The sequence below is a fragment of the Sphaerisporangium siamense genome (assembly GCF_014205275.1).
In the GTDB taxonomy this organism is placed as follows: Bacteria; Actinomycetota; Actinomycetes; order Streptosporangiales; family Streptosporangiaceae; genus Sphaerisporangium; species Sphaerisporangium siamense.
This window is the reverse complement of sequence record NZ_JACHND010000001.1, coordinates 1,281,202-1,296,399: the sequence shown is the minus strand read 5'-3', so window position 1 is coordinate 1,296,399 and position 15,198 is coordinate 1,281,202. Positions and strand designations below refer to the sequence as shown.

12 protein-coding genes and 1 pseudogene are annotated in these 15,198 nt (G+C 72.4%); 5 read left to right on the top strand and 8 right to left on the bottom strand.

Translation table 11 applies throughout. From position 1 onward, the window contains the following. Positions 1 to 68 precede the first annotated feature (68 nt). A complete protein-coding gene (locus BJ982_RS05960) occupies positions 69 to 824 on the bottom strand; it encodes a TetR/AcrR family transcriptional regulator (protein ID WP_184877337.1) in 756 nt (251 codons plus the stop codon). Between the two features lie 208 nt (positions 825 to 1,032). Here BJ982_RS05960 and BJ982_RS39025 point away from each other — a divergent pair. Then, positions 1,033 to 2,169, top strand: a pseudogene (locus BJ982_RS39025) (aminotransferase class V-fold PLP-dependent enzyme); the annotation flags it as partial. A 111-nt stretch (positions 2,170 to 2,280) separates the two neighbouring features. On the opposite strand, the gene BJ982_RS38430 reads toward BJ982_RS39025, so the two are convergent. The 6 genes from BJ982_RS38430 to BJ982_RS05930 form a co-directional block, all read right to left on the bottom strand. Next, positions 2,281 to 3,501 carry an MFS transporter gene (locus tag BJ982_RS38430; RefSeq protein WP_239123799.1) on the bottom strand — a complete coding sequence of 407 codons (1,221 nt, stop codon included), beginning with the start codon at positions 3,499 to 3,501 and terminating at the stop codon, positions 2,281 to 2,283. Further along, positions 3,501 to 4,553, bottom strand: coding sequence for a PLP-dependent cysteine synthase family protein (locus tag BJ982_RS05950; protein ID WP_184877334.1), 1,053 nt, complete (start codon positions 4,551 to 4,553; stop codon positions 3,501 to 3,503). The genes BJ982_RS38430 and BJ982_RS05950 overlap by 1 nt, the downstream gene beginning before the upstream one ends. A gap of 101 nt (positions 4,554 to 4,654) precedes the next feature. Then, positions 4,655 to 5,038 (bottom strand): hypothetical protein, encoded by a 384-nt coding sequence (locus tag BJ982_RS05945; protein WP_184877333.1) that lies wholly within the window; start codon positions 5,036 to 5,038, stop codon positions 4,655 to 4,657. Between the two features lie 65 nt (positions 5,039 to 5,103). Further along, positions 5,104 to 5,598 carry a CBS domain-containing protein gene (locus tag BJ982_RS05940; RefSeq protein WP_184877331.1) on the bottom strand — a complete coding sequence of 165 codons (495 nt, stop codon included), beginning with the start codon at positions 5,596 to 5,598 and terminating at the stop codon, positions 5,104 to 5,106. Continuing rightward, a complete protein-coding gene (locus BJ982_RS05935; RefSeq protein ID WP_184877329.1) occupies positions 5,595 to 6,302 on the bottom strand; it encodes a CBS domain-containing protein in 708 nt (235 codons plus the stop codon). Before BJ982_RS05935 ends, BJ982_RS05940 begins: the two co-directional genes overlap by 4 nt. A 121-nt stretch (positions 6,303 to 6,423) precedes the next feature. Beyond that, on the bottom strand, positions 6,424 to 7,641 hold the full coding sequence (locus tag BJ982_RS05930; protein ID WP_184877327.1) for a multidrug effflux MFS transporter: 1,218 nt from the start codon (positions 7,639 to 7,641) through the stop codon (positions 6,424 to 6,426). A gap of 403 nt (positions 7,642 to 8,044) precedes the next feature. Here BJ982_RS05930 and BJ982_RS05925 point away from each other — a divergent pair, with 403 nt between their 5' ends. Beyond that, positions 8,045 to 9,184 carry a polyamine ABC transporter substrate-binding protein gene (locus BJ982_RS05925; RefSeq protein WP_203959512.1) on the top strand — a complete coding sequence of 380 codons (1,140 nt, stop codon included), beginning with the start codon at positions 8,045 to 8,047 and terminating at the stop codon, positions 9,182 to 9,184. 39 nt (positions 9,185 to 9,223) lie between these two features. On the opposite strand, the gene BJ982_RS05920 is transcribed toward BJ982_RS05925, so the two are convergent. Then, positions 9,224 to 9,739: a DinB family protein gene (locus BJ982_RS05920; RefSeq protein ID WP_184877325.1), complete on the bottom strand. Its 516-nt coding sequence runs from the start codon at positions 9,737 to 9,739 to the stop codon at positions 9,224 to 9,226. Positions 9,740 to 10,090: 351 nt separating this feature from the next. Here BJ982_RS05920 and BJ982_RS05915 point away from each other — a divergent pair, with 351 nt between their 5' ends. From BJ982_RS05915 to BJ982_RS05905, 3 genes are read left to right on the top strand one after another with little or no spacing between them, the layout of a single operon-like run. Next, entirely contained in the window at positions 10,091 to 10,342 is a 252-nt protein-coding gene (locus tag BJ982_RS05915; RefSeq protein ID WP_184877323.1) for a hypothetical protein, read from the top strand. Then, positions 10,339 to 12,105 (top strand): thiamine pyrophosphate-dependent enzyme, encoded by a 1,767-nt coding sequence (locus BJ982_RS05910; protein ID WP_184877321.1) that lies wholly within the window; start codon positions 10,339 to 10,341, stop codon positions 12,103 to 12,105. Before BJ982_RS05915 ends, BJ982_RS05910 begins: the two co-directional genes overlap by 4 nt. After that, entirely contained in the window at positions 12,102 to 15,197 is a 3,096-nt protein-coding gene (locus BJ982_RS05905; RefSeq protein ID WP_239123800.1) for an FAD-binding and (Fe-S)-binding domain-containing protein, read from the top strand. The genes BJ982_RS05910 and BJ982_RS05905 overlap by 4 nt, the downstream gene beginning before the upstream one ends. The last annotated feature ends 1 nt before the right edge of the window (position 15,198 follow it).

Genomic DNA, 15,198 nt, shown 5'->3' with positions numbered 1-15,198 from the left:
GGCATTACTCGGAGATCAGTTATTTCCCGATGAATCGGCCGCGCCGGCCCGGCGCGGCCGATTCGCCGTCACCAGCCGCCGTCGTCGCGGACGGTGACGCCGAACGCCGTGGCCGGCCGGACGTCGGGCCGGAATTGCTGGTCCACGGGAGAATTGGCCAGCCGGGCGAAGACGTCGATGGCGCGGGCGACCAGTTCCTCGGCCTCCTCGCGGGTGGCGCAGGCGGCCACTTCCCGGCAGATCCCGCCCATGGCGTCGGTGACGATCGCGACGATCGCCCGGATGGCCAGCGGATCGTCCTGCCCAGCGGTGTTGGCGCTGTCGCGCAGCAGCGCGGAATTCTGCCGGAACCATTCCTGGTTGATCCGCCGGGTGCGCAGCCCGAACCCCGGCGGAGTGTCGCCGTCGGCGGCCAGCCGCACCACGTCCCGGTGCTCCCAGGCCCCGAGCAGGTAGGCGCGGGTGCCGGCCAGGAACAGCCGCAATCCGTTGGTGACCCCCGCGGCGCGCACCGCGATGACCGTCTCGCGGGCGCGGGCCTCCTGGCTGCGCTGGTACTGCAGCCAGATCGCCACGTAGATGTTGGTCTTGCTGCCGTAGTGGTAGTACAGCGACCCCACGCTCATGCCCGCGCGCTCGGTGATGTCGCTCACGCTCGTCGCCGAGAAGCCTTTCTTGACGAACAGTTCACGCGCCGCCTCGACGAGGCCGCGCGCGGCCTCGGTCTGCAACCGCGGATCGTCGAGATCGATGACCGCCTCGGTGTCGTCGCCCTCTCGGGACGATCTCCCCTGCTTTCTCGGCGCCGCACCCGGCTTCGCCATTCGAGCCCCCACCACGTCTAACAGGTCCACTGACACCCCAATATCTGAATGCCATTCAGTCTATGACAAAAGGCGGCCGCCCTCACTGCCGCGGCCCCAGGAAAACGGCTCGCGTGCCAGGGAGAGATTGAGCGGCCACGGCGGCAGGGAATGGTGATCACGTGACGAACAGGCAGCTCAGAGCGCCGGACGCGCGTGGCGTGGACCGATGAGCCTCTCCAGGCGGGACGTGGGGACGCTGGGCCTCTCGCTGGGGCTCGCCCCGCCGGGGCGGACCCCGGCGCGGGCGGAGGCCGCGGCCGGGCCGCCGGAGGCCCCCTCGGGGGTGAGCGCCGAGGACCTGGCCACCGACGAGCGGTTCTGGCGGGGCGTGGCGCGCCGGTACCGGGTGGCCCGCGACTTCGTGAACCTGGAGAACGGCTACTACGGGATCATGCCCGAGCCGGTGCGGCACGCCTACCACCGCGCCGTCGACCTGGTGAACGCGCGCAACAGCCACCTGCTGCGCACCGCCTACAAGCAGCGGGCCGAGCAGGTGCGGCGGCGCGTCGCCTCCGCGGCCGGGGTCCCGCCGGAGGAGATCGCGCTCACCCGGGGCGGCACCGAGGCGCTGCAACTCCTCATCGCCGGGTACCGGCGGCTGCGGCCCGGCGACGCGGTCATGTACGCCGACCTCGACTACCCCGGCATGCAGTACGCGATGAACTGGCTGCGCGAGCGCCGGGGCGTCGACGTGGTGCGCGTCGTGATCCCCGAGCCGGTGAGCCGCACCCGGGCCGTGGACGTCTACGCCCGGGCGCTGCGCGACAACCCCCGGGTGCGGCTCCTGCTGCTCAGCCACATGAACAACCGCACCGGCCTGGTCCTGCCGGTCGCCGAGCTGGCGGCGACGGCGCGGGCGTCCGGCGTGGACGTGATCGTGGACGCCGCCCACTCGTGGGGGCAGCTCGACTTCGCCGTCCCGGACCTGGGCGCGGACTTCGCCGGGTTCTCGCTGCACAAGTGGATGGGCGCGCCGCTCGGCACCGGGTTCGTCCACATCCGCGCGCATCGCCTGGCCGACATCGACCGGGCCTTCGCCGACGAGACCTATCCCGCCGGCGACGTCCGCTCGCGGGTGCACAGCGGCACCCTGGACGTGGCCGCCGTGCTCGGCGTGCCCGCCGCGCTGGACTTTCACGACGCCCTGGGCGCGGCGGCCAAGCAGGCGCGGCTGCGCTTCCTGAGGGACCGCTGGGTCCACCAGGTGCGGGACCTGCCGAACGTGGAGATCCTCACCCCCGAGGACCCGGACATGTACGGTGCGATCACCGCGTTCCGGCTCACCGGGCACACCTCCGACGCCGCCAACCAGGCCATCGTCGCGCACCTGTACGACCGGCACCGCGTCTTCACCGTCCAGCGCGGCGGGACGGCCGGGGGCGCCTGCGTCCGGGTCACGCCCGCCCTGTTCACGTCACGGGACGAGGTGGACCTGTTCGCGCGCGCCCTGCGGGACCTCGCGCAACAGACGCACGGCCAGCGCGCACGCCCCGCCGAGCGCCGCGAGGGCCAGCCAGGGCAGCGCCGGGGACCCGATGTCGATCAGCACGCCGACCAGCAGGTTCCCCGCCGCGATGCCGACGCCCGCGACCGTGTTGTACAGGCCGTAGTGCGTGGCCACCATCCTGCCCCGTGACAGGGTGAGGATGGTGTCCATCTCGAACGGGTAGCTCAGCGTCGTCCCGAGCGTCAGCACGGCCGTGCAGACGACGACCGCCGCCACCTGCGCCACCGTGGACCGGGGCCAGAGCGTGACGCACAGCGCGGGCGGCAGGAACGCCGCCCCCATGAGCAGCAGCCCGCGGGTGATCGCCGCGGAGTTGCTCCAGCGGCGTCGCGCCCAGTCGGTGATCCGCGTCTGGCCCGCGATGGCGACCGCCGCCGACAGCACGAACAGCAGGCTCACGGCCCCGCTGCCGCCCGCGGCCAACGGCAGCAGCAGGTAGATCTGGAACGACAGCACGTACGCGCCCGCCATCGCCGCGCAGAACAGCACGAACGGCCGGTCGCCCAGCATCCCCCGCCAGGCGGCCAGCACGCCGGTGGCGGCGCCGGGCGAGGCGGGCGGGACGGCGCAGCGGGGCAGCGCACGGATCTGCACGACGGTGAGCAGGGCGAACAGCGTGGCCGCCACGAGACACACCAGGCGGAAGTCCAGCGCCACCAGCGCCAGCCCGATCAGCGGCCCCGCCAGGATGCCCGCCTGGTAGAACACGTTGAACAGCGCGAACGCCTCCACGCGGCGCGGCCCGGCGTCGTGGGCCAGGTAGGCGCGCACCGCGGGGTTGAACAGCGCCCCGGCGAACCCCGTGGCGACCGACGCCACCAGCAGCGCCGGCAGCGAGTCGGACAGCCCGAGCAGGGCGAACCCGGCGGTGCGCAGCAGGCAGCCGCCGACGATCACGGGCTTGTACCCGAGCCGGTCGGCCAGCGTGCCGCCCAGCAGGAACAGGCCCTGCTGGGACAGGTTGCGCACGCCGAGCACCAGTGCGACCGCCCAGGCCGCCATGCCGAGCCCCGCCGACAGGTGCCCGGCGAGGTAGGGCATGAGCATGTAGAAGCCGATGTTGATCGTGAGCTGGTTGAGCATGAGCAGCCGCACGCCGCGGTCGAACGCGGTGAAACGCCGCCACATCAGCGGTTCGCCATGGCGTAGCGGGTCCAGCGCGTCACCTCGGCCTGTCCGGGATGCCGGATCTCGTCGGGCTCCTCGGCGGGAGGCCGGCCGAGCAGGTCGTGGGCCGCGCAGTAGGCGTCGTCGAAGACGGTGGTGTAGTAGCGGGCGGGGCCGTCGGGGAACACCGTGACGATCCGGGTGCCGGCGGGCAGGGTGCGGGCGCACCAGGCGGCGACGACGGTGACGGCGCCGACGCTCCAGCCCCCGGTGGTGTAGTGCGTGGCGGCCAGCGTCCGGCAGGCCCACACCGCCTCGTGCGGGGCGACCCAGTGGACCTCGTCGAACCAGGGGTGGGCGACGTTGCGCGGGTGGATGCTGCTGCCCAGGCCGCGCATGAGCCGCGGCCTGGCCGGCTGCCCGAAGATCGCGGAGCCGATCGAGTCGACGCCGATCAGCCTCATGTCCGGATACCGGCCGCGGAGCACCTTGGCGATGCCGGCCGAGTGGCCTCCGGTGCCCACACTGCACACCAGGACGTCGACGCGGCCGACCTGGTCGGCCAGCTCGCCCGCCAGGCCGGCGTAGGCGTCGACGATGTCGGGGTTGTCGTACTGACTCGGGCAGTAGGCGCCGGGGTCGGCGGTGAGCACCTCGCGTACCCGGTCCAGCCGGGCCCGCTGCCAGCCCCCGGCCGGGTGCGGGGTGGTCACGGTGTCCACGCGGGCGCCGTACGCGGTCAAAAGGCGCGCCACGATCGCCTCCATGCCGGGGTCGGTGACCACGGTGAGGGGATGGCCGTGCGTGATCGCGGCCAGCGCGAGGCCCAGCCCGAACGTGCCGGACGTGGACTCGACGATCGTCGCGCCGGGCGCCAGGTCGCCGCGCGCCCGCGCGCGCTCGATGATGTGCCGGGCGGCGCGGTCCTTGACGCCGCCGGGGTTGGCCCCTTCGAGCTTGGCCCAGAAGCCCCGGCCCGCGGGGGTGAAGGGTGCGGAGATACGGCGGACGGGGGTGTTGCCCACCAACTGGGCGACGGCGGGGGAGGCGATGACGGGTGAAAGGGTCGACATGGTGACGCACGCTCTCTCCGGCGCGGTCGGCGCCGGCGTCGCTGGGTGATCGGCACGGCGAGCGAGCCCGGTGTCCGGTCCGGACAGCGGCTCGCCGGCCGTCAGCGACGGCAGATCTCAAGCGTGTGGGTCAGCGCGGCCCTCTCACGGTGACAGCGCGGCGGGGCGCGGCGCGGCCGCTCCCGCGGGGCGGCGGCGACGGGCGCCGGGGTGGCGCCGGGGACGGCGAGCGCGACCGGCGCCTGCGCCGGGACCGCGCAGCCCCAGGCGGGCAGGAGGAACACCTCGGGATGGGCGGACTCGTCGTGGTGGTCGTGCGCGGGGTGGTCGGGGCAGGAGTCCATCACCAGCGCGCCGAGCTGGAAGCCGTGCTGGTGCGGGGCGGTGACGTGCGTCCACAGGTGGGCGACCGTGATGACGCCGACCAGCACGCAGAGCCACGCCGTCCAGCGTGGCTCTCTTCGCGACCGGTCCTCGGCATTCATGACTAGTCACTACAAGTAACACGATCACCACCCTGTGTTGGCGACGGACGGGTAATCACTTCGCCTCAGGTGGCCGCCGGAGGGTCGTCGCGGCGCGGCGGGACGATGGGTTCCAGCCGGAACAGCCCCGTGGCGATGTCGGTGTGGGTGGGTGCCGGGCCGGGGCGCCCCGCGACCGCGCGGAGCACGTCGGTGGCTGTGACCAGCCCTTCCAGCGTCTCCGACCGGCCGATCACGGGAAGTACGTCGACGCCGTGGTCCACCATGGCGGCGGCGATCACCGGCACGGGGGTGGAGGGGGACACGTGCGGGCACGCCCGCCCGGCCAGCAGGTGACTCACCTGGCCGGCGGACTGCACGGCCGGGCCTCCCGACCAGTTCGCGGCGACCTGCTCGCGGGTGAGCACGCCGTGCAGCCGCAGCCGGTCGTCGATCACGGGCAGGTGGTGGACGCCTCCCCGGCGCATGATCTCCCAGGCGATCAGCGGCGACTCCTCCGGTCCGACGGCGACCAGGACCCGGCTCATCACGTCGGCGGCCGTCAGCCGGTCGAGGTTCATGACGCCTCCGTCCCCCGGGCGCGCGGCAGGCCGGCCGGGCCGTGGCGCAGCGCGTCGACCACGTCGATCACCCCGTTGACCCGTCCGGTCATCTGGATCAGCAGCCGCGCGTCGCGGGCGGTGGGCATGCGCCCGGTCAGGGTCACGACGCCGTCGTCCACCGTCACCCGCACCTCGGGCCGGTACGGCCACAGGGCGCCGATGACGTCGTCCTCGATCTCCTTGGCGATCTCCTCGTCGGCCCTGAGGAACACCGCGAGCAGGTCGTGGCGGCTGACGATGCCCCGCAGGCGCCCTTCGTCGTCCACCACCGGCAGGCGCTTGACGCCGTTCGCGCTCATCCGGCGGGCCGCGGTGACCACCGAGGCGTAGTCCTTGATCGTGACGGCGGGGCTGGTCATGAGCTCGGCGGCCGTCTCGCCGCGCGCCCGGTCCTCGGGCCTGGAGCCGTGGCCGATGAGCCTTTCGCGCAGCCGCGCGCCGAGCGGCAGGTGGTAGCCCTCCGTGTAGTACTGCCGTTTGAACTCCTCCTTGCGGAGCAGGTCGGCCTCGGAGATCATGCCGAGGACGTGGCCCTCCCCGTCGACCACCGGGACGGCGCTCACCTCGTGGCGGATCAGGACCTCGGCGACATCCCTGAACGGCGTGCTCCCGTTGACGGACGCGACCTTCACGGTCATGACGTCCCGCACTTTCTTCCGCATGTTCGGCTCCCTCGCGGGTGGACGACCCACTTCCAGCACACCGCGCAGGGGGCCCCGCGGGACAGGGACGTAGGCCCCTTTCGGCCGAGGCGTTGGCCCCGTCCTGACCCGGCCTCGGCCACTACTCGGCAGGTGCGGTGGGGGCGGTACGGCGGGCGTGATCGACCCGCCAGAGGGTGAGGAGCGAGAGGGCGGTGGCCAGGGCGATGGTCGCGCCCATGACGCGGCTGTCGGTGCCGACCAGCGACGCCAGGGGGGCGACGGCCGCGCCCACCAGGAACTGGCTGGTACCGATGAGGGCGGAGGCCGAGCCCGCGGCGTGTCCGTAGGGGATGAGGGCGAGCGCCGTGGTGTTGGCCCCCATGCCGCCCATGCCGGCCATGACGATCCACAGCGGGACGAGCAGGACGACGAGGCCGGCGTTGGCGAGGGCGGCGCCCACGACCGCGGCCGCGGCCACGCACATCACCACGAGCTGGAAGCTCAGCAACCGCTCCGGCCCGAACCGGGAGACCAGCGCCCCGTTCACCTGGCTGCCGAGGACGAGCCCGACCGCGTTGACGGCGAAGATCAGGGAGAACCCCTGCGGGCTCACGCCGTGCTCCTGGCGCAGCACGAACGAGCTCATCGAGATGTAGGTGAACAGCGAGGCGCTCTGCAGCCCGCCGATGATCAGGTAGCCGCGGAAGACCGGGTCGGCGAGCAGGCCGCGCAGCGACAGGAAGGTGCCCGCCGCCCCGCCGTGCTGCCGCAGGTGCGGGGGATGGGTCTCGCGCAGCACGAGGACGCAGCCGAGGAGGATCAGCAGGGAGATCGCGCCCAGCCCCACGAACAGGCCCCGCCAGTCGGTGAAGCGCAGGATCTGCCCGCCGAGCAGGGGCGCCACGATGGGGGCGACACCGGTGATCAGCATGAGGTGCGAGAACGCCTTGGCGGTCCTGTGCCCCTCGAACATGTCTCGCACGATGGCGCGGGCGATCACCACGCCCGCGGCCCCGCACAGGCCCTGGAGGAGCCGCAGCACCAGCAGGACCCAGATCGAGGTGGCCAGCGCGCACAGCACGGAGGTGAGCGTGAACAGGATCACCCCGATCAGCAGCGGCCAGCGCCTGCCGACGCGGTCGCTGAGCGGCCCGGCGACGAGCTGTCCCACGGCCAGGCCGACCAGGCAGGCGGAGATCGTGAGCTGGGCGAGCGAGTCGGAGGTGCCGAGCATCCTCGCCAGGTCGGGCATGGCCGGCAGGTACAGGTCGATGGCCAGCGGGCCGAATGCCGTGAGCGACCCGAGAACGAGGAACGTCCCGATCAAGAGCCGTTCCCCGGGGGGTCGCGTCGACATCGCCGTCATTCATCCTCCTGGGCGTGCTGCGTCGGACGGCCAGGACCCCTCGGTGCGCGGATCACGCGCGGGGAGCGGTCTTGGACGTCCCTTGCCGCAATTTTTGCCTGATATGCGCAATTGATGATGGTCTGTTCCGACATGTGGAACGGCGAGGGGCCGGCGCGGCCCTCGTCGCGCGGCGACGGCGACGCCCCGTGGCCTGGGGAGATGTGTGGCCGGATATGCCGATGAGGGTCGGCCGTTATGCCGTTGAGCCGTTGAGGCTACGGTGTCGTGATCGGAAGCCCTTGCCCGTAATTGGTTGGGCTGCAACACTCCTGTGTCTCGCTTGCCGTGCGAGGGTCAGGCACTGCGGCCTTTCTCGAACCACAGCACCTCCAGAACCTAAGGAGTGGTGGCCGTGTCCCGGTCCCGGTACAGCCGTCGTCTTCCGGCCGCGGTGGCAGCCCTCGGGTCGATGCTCGCCCTCGCGGCCTGTGGCGGTGGTCCGGCCACCGAGGGAGTGGCGCTGAGCGCGGCCGCCAACCAGCTCGACCTCAATGCCGACCTGAGCAAGCAGACGCCGCTCAGCATCACGATCTGGGACAACTACAGCCCCAAGGACATGCCGCAGCGGGTGAAGGACCGGCTGGGCTTCGACGTCAAGATCGTCCTGCACGACACCAACGAGATGGCCTTCGCGCGGGTCACCAACACGATCGGCACGCCGAGCGACGTCGACGTGGCGTTCGTCTCCGGCCAGTACGCCCAGGCGCTGAACGAGCAGGGCTGGCTGGAGCCGATCCACCCCGAGCTGATCCCGAACCTGGCCAACCTCTACCCCGAGGCGTCGCAGCTCTCCTTCGACAAGGGCAACAAGTTCTCGGTGCCCTACACCTGGGGCACCACGGGCCTGTGCTACCGCACGGACATGGTGCAGACCCCGCCGACGAGCTGGAACGACCTGCTGAACCCCGCGCCCGAGCTGCGGGGCAAGGTGACGATGATGACCACCGAGCGGTGGCTGGCGCTGCCCGCGCTCAAGGCGCTCGGCTACTCCATCAACACCACCGACGACAAGCAGCTCGCCCAGGCCAAGGAAGTGCTGCTGAGGACCAAGAAGTCCCTGCTGGCCTACGACGACACCACCTTCACCGAACGGCTGGAGAAGGGCGAGGCCGCCATGGTCGAGTCGTTCGACCGCCGGTGCCCGACCCAGAACCCGAAGATCAAGTTCGTGGTGCCCAAGGAGGGCAGCGACCTCTGGGCCGACACCATGGTGGTCATGAAGTCGTCCAAGAAGAAGGAGGCGGCGCACGCCTTCATCAACTACCTCCTGGACCCGGCCGTCCAGAGCTGGGTGGCCGAGAACATCCTCACCAAGGTGCCCAACAAGGCGGCCATGGACCTGATCGCCAGGAACGACCCGGAGCTGATCGCCAAGAACCTCCCGCTGCAGATGACCCCGGCGGAGCTGCTCCAGGGCGAGACCATCAACGACGTCGGCGACGCCGCGTCCAAGTACAGCCGCCTCGCCACCGAGATGACGGTCCACCAGTAGCCACGGCCCCGGGACGCCGGGCGGGCCGGGCCCGCCCGGTCAGTAGTAGCCCTTCCGGCCGTCCAGCAACTCGGTGATCACGTCCAGGTGGCCGGCGTGCCGGGCGGTCTCCTCGACCATGTGGAGGAGCATCCAGCGCAGGGACGCGGCGCCCGAGCGGTGGTCGGGGTGCCTGCCCACCTCGTCCAGGGAATGGGCGGCCGCGATCTCGTTGGAGATCGCGCACTGGCGCTCGTACTCGTCGAGCAGCCGCGCGAGCGGGACGCCCTCGGCCCGCATGTCCGCGTTCTTCACGTCCTGGTCGAACTGGGGGTTGCCCTCCGCGGAACGGCCGAGGAACAGCACCTCGAACCAGCCGTGCTCGGTCCAGCGGGCGTGCGAGACGATCCCCGCCACCGTCATGAGCGGGCTGCCCGGCAGGAGAGGACGGTGCGCGTCCTCCTCCGAGAGCCCCTCGCACTTCCACTGGAGGATCCCGCGCTGCATGTCGAGCCAGCCCAGCAGCTGGGTGCGCTCGTCGGCCACGAAAGGAGGACGTACCCGCGGAAGGCTCACGCCTGCCGACGCTACGCCGGACGGCCACACTCTCGCACCGTGTTTTCCTGTCGCCGGAGTCAGGGCGAGTCGTGACGCGACCGGCGGACGGTCCGCGTCAAGAGGACGTCAACGCGCGGGCCGGTACGGCCCGTCCGGGCGCGCGGGCGCGACAGGCGCGCGTGCGGGTCGGGGCCCGATGAGGTAATCCCAGCACAACCGCCGTTTGCGGCGATCGGGCGCGGGAACGGCCCGAATGGGTCGCTGGACACCGCGAAGCACGACAGCGGACAGGACAAGAGATCGCGGATCGGGTGCGCGTTCCTCCGCCCGGCGGCCGACCGGCGGGGACGTGCGAGGCCGGAGTCCATCATGAACGATCAGCACACCTGGATGAAGAACGCCGGCGACGCCCTGGTGTCGGCGATCGGCGGTGTCACGGGCGCCGTCGCCGACCCCAAGGGCGGGCTGCGGCGGCTCAGGTCGTCCCTCGCCTCGCCCAGGAACTCCCTCGTGGGCGGCGGGATCGCGCTGGCCTACGTGCTCGGCCGGCGTCGCGCGCGCCGGACGGCGTCCCGCCGTCCCGTCGCGGCCGGGGAACGGACCCTTGGAGGCCGAGCGTGAAGGAAATCGTCGGAGAGAGCCTGGCCAGGCGCCTGGTGGCCTGGGGAGTCGACACGATCTTCGGTCTGCCCGGCGACGGCATCAACGGCCTGATGGAGGGCTTCCGCCGCCACCGCGACAAGCTCCGGTTCGTGCTCGTGCACCACGAGGAGGCGGCCGCCTTCATGGCGACCGGCTACGCCAAGGCGACCGGCAGGCTCGGCGTGTGCGCCGCCACCTCAGGCCCCGGAGCCATCCACCTGCTCAACGGCCTGTACGACGCCAAGCTCGACCACGTGCCCGTCCTGGCGCTGACCGGGATGCAGGAGACGTCGGTCCTCGGCACGCACTACCAGCAGGAGGTCCACCTCGACCGGCTCTACCAGGACGTCGCGGCCTACAACCTGATGATCACCAACCCGCAGCAGCTTCCCGGGGTGGTCGACCTGGCCGTGCGGACCGCGCTGTCGCGGCGCACGGTGGCCCACCTGACCTTCCCCAACGACGTCCAGGTCGCGGCCGTCACCGAGGACCCGTACCGGCACGTCGGGCCCGGCAGCCCGCCGAACAGCGTGCCCACCTACTCGCGGCCGCCGCTGCGGCCGGCCGAGGAGGACCTGGCGCGGGCGGCGGAGGTGCTCGGAGCGGGCGAGCGCGTCGCGATGCTCGTCGGCGTCGGCGCCCGGCACGCGCGCGGGGAGGTGCTGGCGGTGGCGGAGCGGCTGGCCAGCCCCATCGTGAAGACCCTCCCCGGCAAGCTCGTGGTGCCGGACGACCACCCGCTGACCACGGGCGGCCTCGGCCTGCTGGGCACCGCGCCCAGCGAGGAACTCATGGAGGAATGCGACACCCTGCTCATGGTCGGGACCTCGTTCCCGTACGGGAAGTACCTGCCGCCCGACGGCCAGGCGCGCGTGGTGCAGATCGACGACGAGCCCAGCCTGGTCGGCATGAGACGGCCCACCGAGGCGCCGGTCGCCGCGGACGCCAAGCTGGCGCTCCAGCAGCTCCTGCCCATGCTGGAACCCGCCTCCGACCGGTCGTTCCTGACCAAGTACCAGCGCAAGATGGACGCCTGGCGGGCGGACATGAAGGCGCTGCAGAACCCGTCACGTAACCCCATCGCCCCGCAGTACCTCATCTCGTGCGTGGACGAGGCCGCCGGCGACGACGCCGTTCTCACCTGCGACTCCGGGACCATCGCCACGTGGGCGGCGCGGCACTGGACGATACGCGGCGGCCGGGAGTTCTACCTGTCGGGCAACCTCGCCACCATGGCCCCGGGACTGCCGTACGCGATCGGCATCCAGCACGCCTTCCCCGGCCGGCAGGTCGTCGCGTTCGTCGGCGACGGCGGGTTCGCGATGCTGATGGCCGACTTCCTGACCGCCGTACGGCACGAGCTGCCCATCAAGGTCGTGATCAACAACAACAACTCCTACGGGCAGATCCTCTGGGAGCAGATCATCCTCGGCTATCCCGAGTACGCCGTGCGCCACCGGCAGCCGGAGGCCGACTTCTCGTCCTGGGCACGCGGGTGCGGGGCGTTCGGCGCCAAGGTGAAGGAGCCGGGGGACCTGCCGGACGCGATCCGGCGGGCGTTCGCCCACCCGGGACCCGCGCTGGTGGACTGCGACGTGAACCCGAACGAGCCGCCGATGCCGGGCAAGGTCAAGTACGAGCAGGCCAAGGCGTTCACCGAGGCGTTCCTGCGCGGCCAGCCGCACAAGGCCGCCATCCTCGCCACGGTCGCGCGCGACAAGATCAGCGAGCTGCGGTCGTGAGCGCCGTCACCCAGCGCCCTCCGGGCCTGACCGGACGCCGTCCCGAGCCCGCGGCCCCGGTCGACGTGGCGGCGCTGCGGCGCGACCTGGAGGCGGCCGTGCACGGCGAGGTGCGGTTCGACGCCACCATGCGCGGCGCCTACTCCACCGACGCGTCCAACTACCGGCAGATCCCCCTCGGGGTGGTGTGCCCCCGCACCGTCGAGGCGGCCGTCGCGGCGGTGGCGGTCTGCCGGCGGCACGGGGCGCCGCTGCTGTCCCGCGGCGGAGGGACCAGCCTGGCGGGGGAGTGCACCAACACCGCGGTCGTGCTGGACTGGTCCAAGTACTGCCACCGGCTGCTGGACGTCGACGCCGAGGCCAGGACCTGCCTGGTCGAACCGGGCATCGTCCTGGACACGCTCAACGCGCGGCTCGCCGGGTACGGGCTGGAGTTCGGCCCGAGGCCCGCCACGCACGACCACTGCACGATCGGCGGGATGATCGGCAACAACTCGTGCGGCTCCACGGCCCAGCGGACCGGCAAGGTCGTGGACAACCTCGTCGAGATGGAGGTGCTGCTCTACGACGGCACCCGCATGTGGGTCGGCGAGACCGGCGAGGAGGAGTACGCGGCGATCCGGCGGCAGGGGGGCCGCCGGGCGGAGATCTACGCGCGGCTGCGCGAGCTGCGCGACGCCCACCTGGAGCGGATCCGCACGGGCTATCCGGACATCCCGCGGCGCGTCTCCGGCTACAACCTCGACAGCCTGCTGCCGGAACGCCGCTTCAACGTCGGCCGGGCCCTGGTCGGCTCCGAAGGGACCCTCGTGGTCGTCCTGCGGGCCAGGCTGGCGCTCGTGCCCGTCGTCAAGGCGCGCACGATGATCTACATCGCCTATCCCGACATCGCGGCGGCGGCGGACGCCGTCCCGGCGATCCTTCCGCACAAGCCCGTCGCGCTGGAGGGCGTCGACGACAAGCTCATCCACTTCGAGCGCATGAAGCACCTCAATTCCGAGGCCGTGTCCAAACTCCCCGCGGGTGGCGCGTGGCTGCTGGTGCAGATGGGCGGCGAGGACAAGGACGACGCCGACCGGGCCGCCGACGCGATGCTGCGCGACCTCGGCAAGAGCCGGGGCGGCCCCGGCGTCGGGTACTTCGACGACGAACGGCTCGAAGAGGAGATGTGGCTCATCCGGGAGTCCGGGCTCGGCGCCACCGCGCGCGTCCCCGGGCTCCCCGACACCTGGCCCGGGTGGGAGGACTCGGCCGTCGCGCCGGACCGGCTCGGCGACTACCTGCGCGACCTACAGGGCCTCTACGAGAGGTACGGCCTGCGACAGGCCTCGCTCTACGGCCACTTCGGGCAGGGCTGCGTGCACACCCGGATCCCGTTCGCGCTGACCACCGCCGCCGGCGTGGCCGGGTTCCGCTCCTTCATGGAGGAGGCCGCCGACCTCGTCGTCTCCTACGGCGGCTCCCTGTCCGGCGAGCACGGCGACGGGCAGGCCCGCGGCGAACTGCTGTCCAAGATGTTCGGCGACGAACTGGTGCACGCCTTCGGCCGGTTCAAGGCGATCTTCGACCCCGACGACCGGATGAACCCCGGCAAGGTGGTGAAGCCCTACCCCCTGGACGGGTTCCTGCGCCTGGGCGCCGACTACAACCACGGCGACGTGGCGACCCACTTCAAGTACCCCGACGACGAGGGCAGCTTCGGGCGCGCCGTGCTGCGCTGCGTGGGGGTGGGGCGGTGCCGCCGCGAGCACGGCGGCGTCATGTGCCCCTCGTACATGGTCACCCGCGCCGAGGAGCACTCCACCCGCGGCCGGGCCCGGCTGCTGTTCGAGATGCTGGACGGGTCCGCGCGCGGCGGCGCGGTGACGGAGGGCTGGCGGTCGAAGGCCGTGCACGAGGCGCTCGACCTGTGCCTGGCCTGCAAGGGGTGCAAGTCCGACTGCCCGGTCAACGTCGACATGGCCACCTACAAGGCCGAGTTCCTGTCCCACCACTTCGCGGGACGCCTGCGGCCCCGCGCCCACTACTCCATGGGATGGCTGCCCGTCTGGGCCGTACTCGCCTCCCGCGCCCCGCGCGTGGTCAACGTCCTCGCCCACGCCCCGCTGCTCGGCCGGCTCGCGAAGGCCGCCGCGGGCGTCGACCGGCGGCGCGAGCCGCCGCTGTTCGCGCCGCGGACCTTCCAGGACCGGTTCGCCCGCCGTCGGCCGGGAGGCGATGGGACACGCGGCGAGGTGCTGCTGTGGCCGGACACCTTCACCAACCACTTCCACACCGACGTCGCCGACGCCGCCGTCGAGGTTCTGGAGTCGGCCGGGTGGCGCGTCCGGGTGCCGCGCGCGGCCGTCTGCTGCGGCCTGACCTGGATCTCCACCGGCCAGCTCGCCACCGCCAAGCGGGTGCTGCGCCGCACCGTCGCCGAGCTGAGACCCGCGATCCAGGCCGGACTGCGGGTGGTCGCGCTGGAGCCGAGCTGCGCGGCCGTCCTCCGCGGCGACGCGACGGAGCTGTTCCCCGACGACGAGGACGTCCGGCGGCTGAGCCGGCAGACGGTGACCCTGGCCGAGCTGCTGCGCGACCACACCCCGGGGTGGCGGCCTCCAAAGGTGCCCCGGTCGGCGCTCGTCCAGGTGCACTGCCACCAGCACGCGATCCTCAAGCACGACGCCGACGAGGCGCTGCTGCGCGCGGCGGGCGTGGACGCCCACGTGCTGGACTCCGGGTGCTGCGGGCTGGCGGGCAACTTCGGGTTCGAGCGGGGGCACTACGAGGTGTCCGAGGCGTGCGCCGAGCGGGTCCTGCTGCCCGCGGTCCGGGAGGCCGACCCGTCGGCCGTGATCCTCGCCGACGGGTTCAGCTGCCGGACGCAGCTCGAACAGAGCGACGCGGACGGGCGCGCGGCCGTCCACCTCGCCCAGCTCCTGCGGGCCGGGCTGCGCGGCGACCAGGGCGACTCACCCCGCCCGGAAGGGGCCTTCGCCACATGGCCGAGGCGCCCGTCCCTGGCGGTGCGCGCCTGCGCGTCCGCGGGCGTGGCGGCGGTGCTCCTCGCGGGGCTCGCGCTCGGAGCGAGGCGCGTCCTGCGGGGATGAC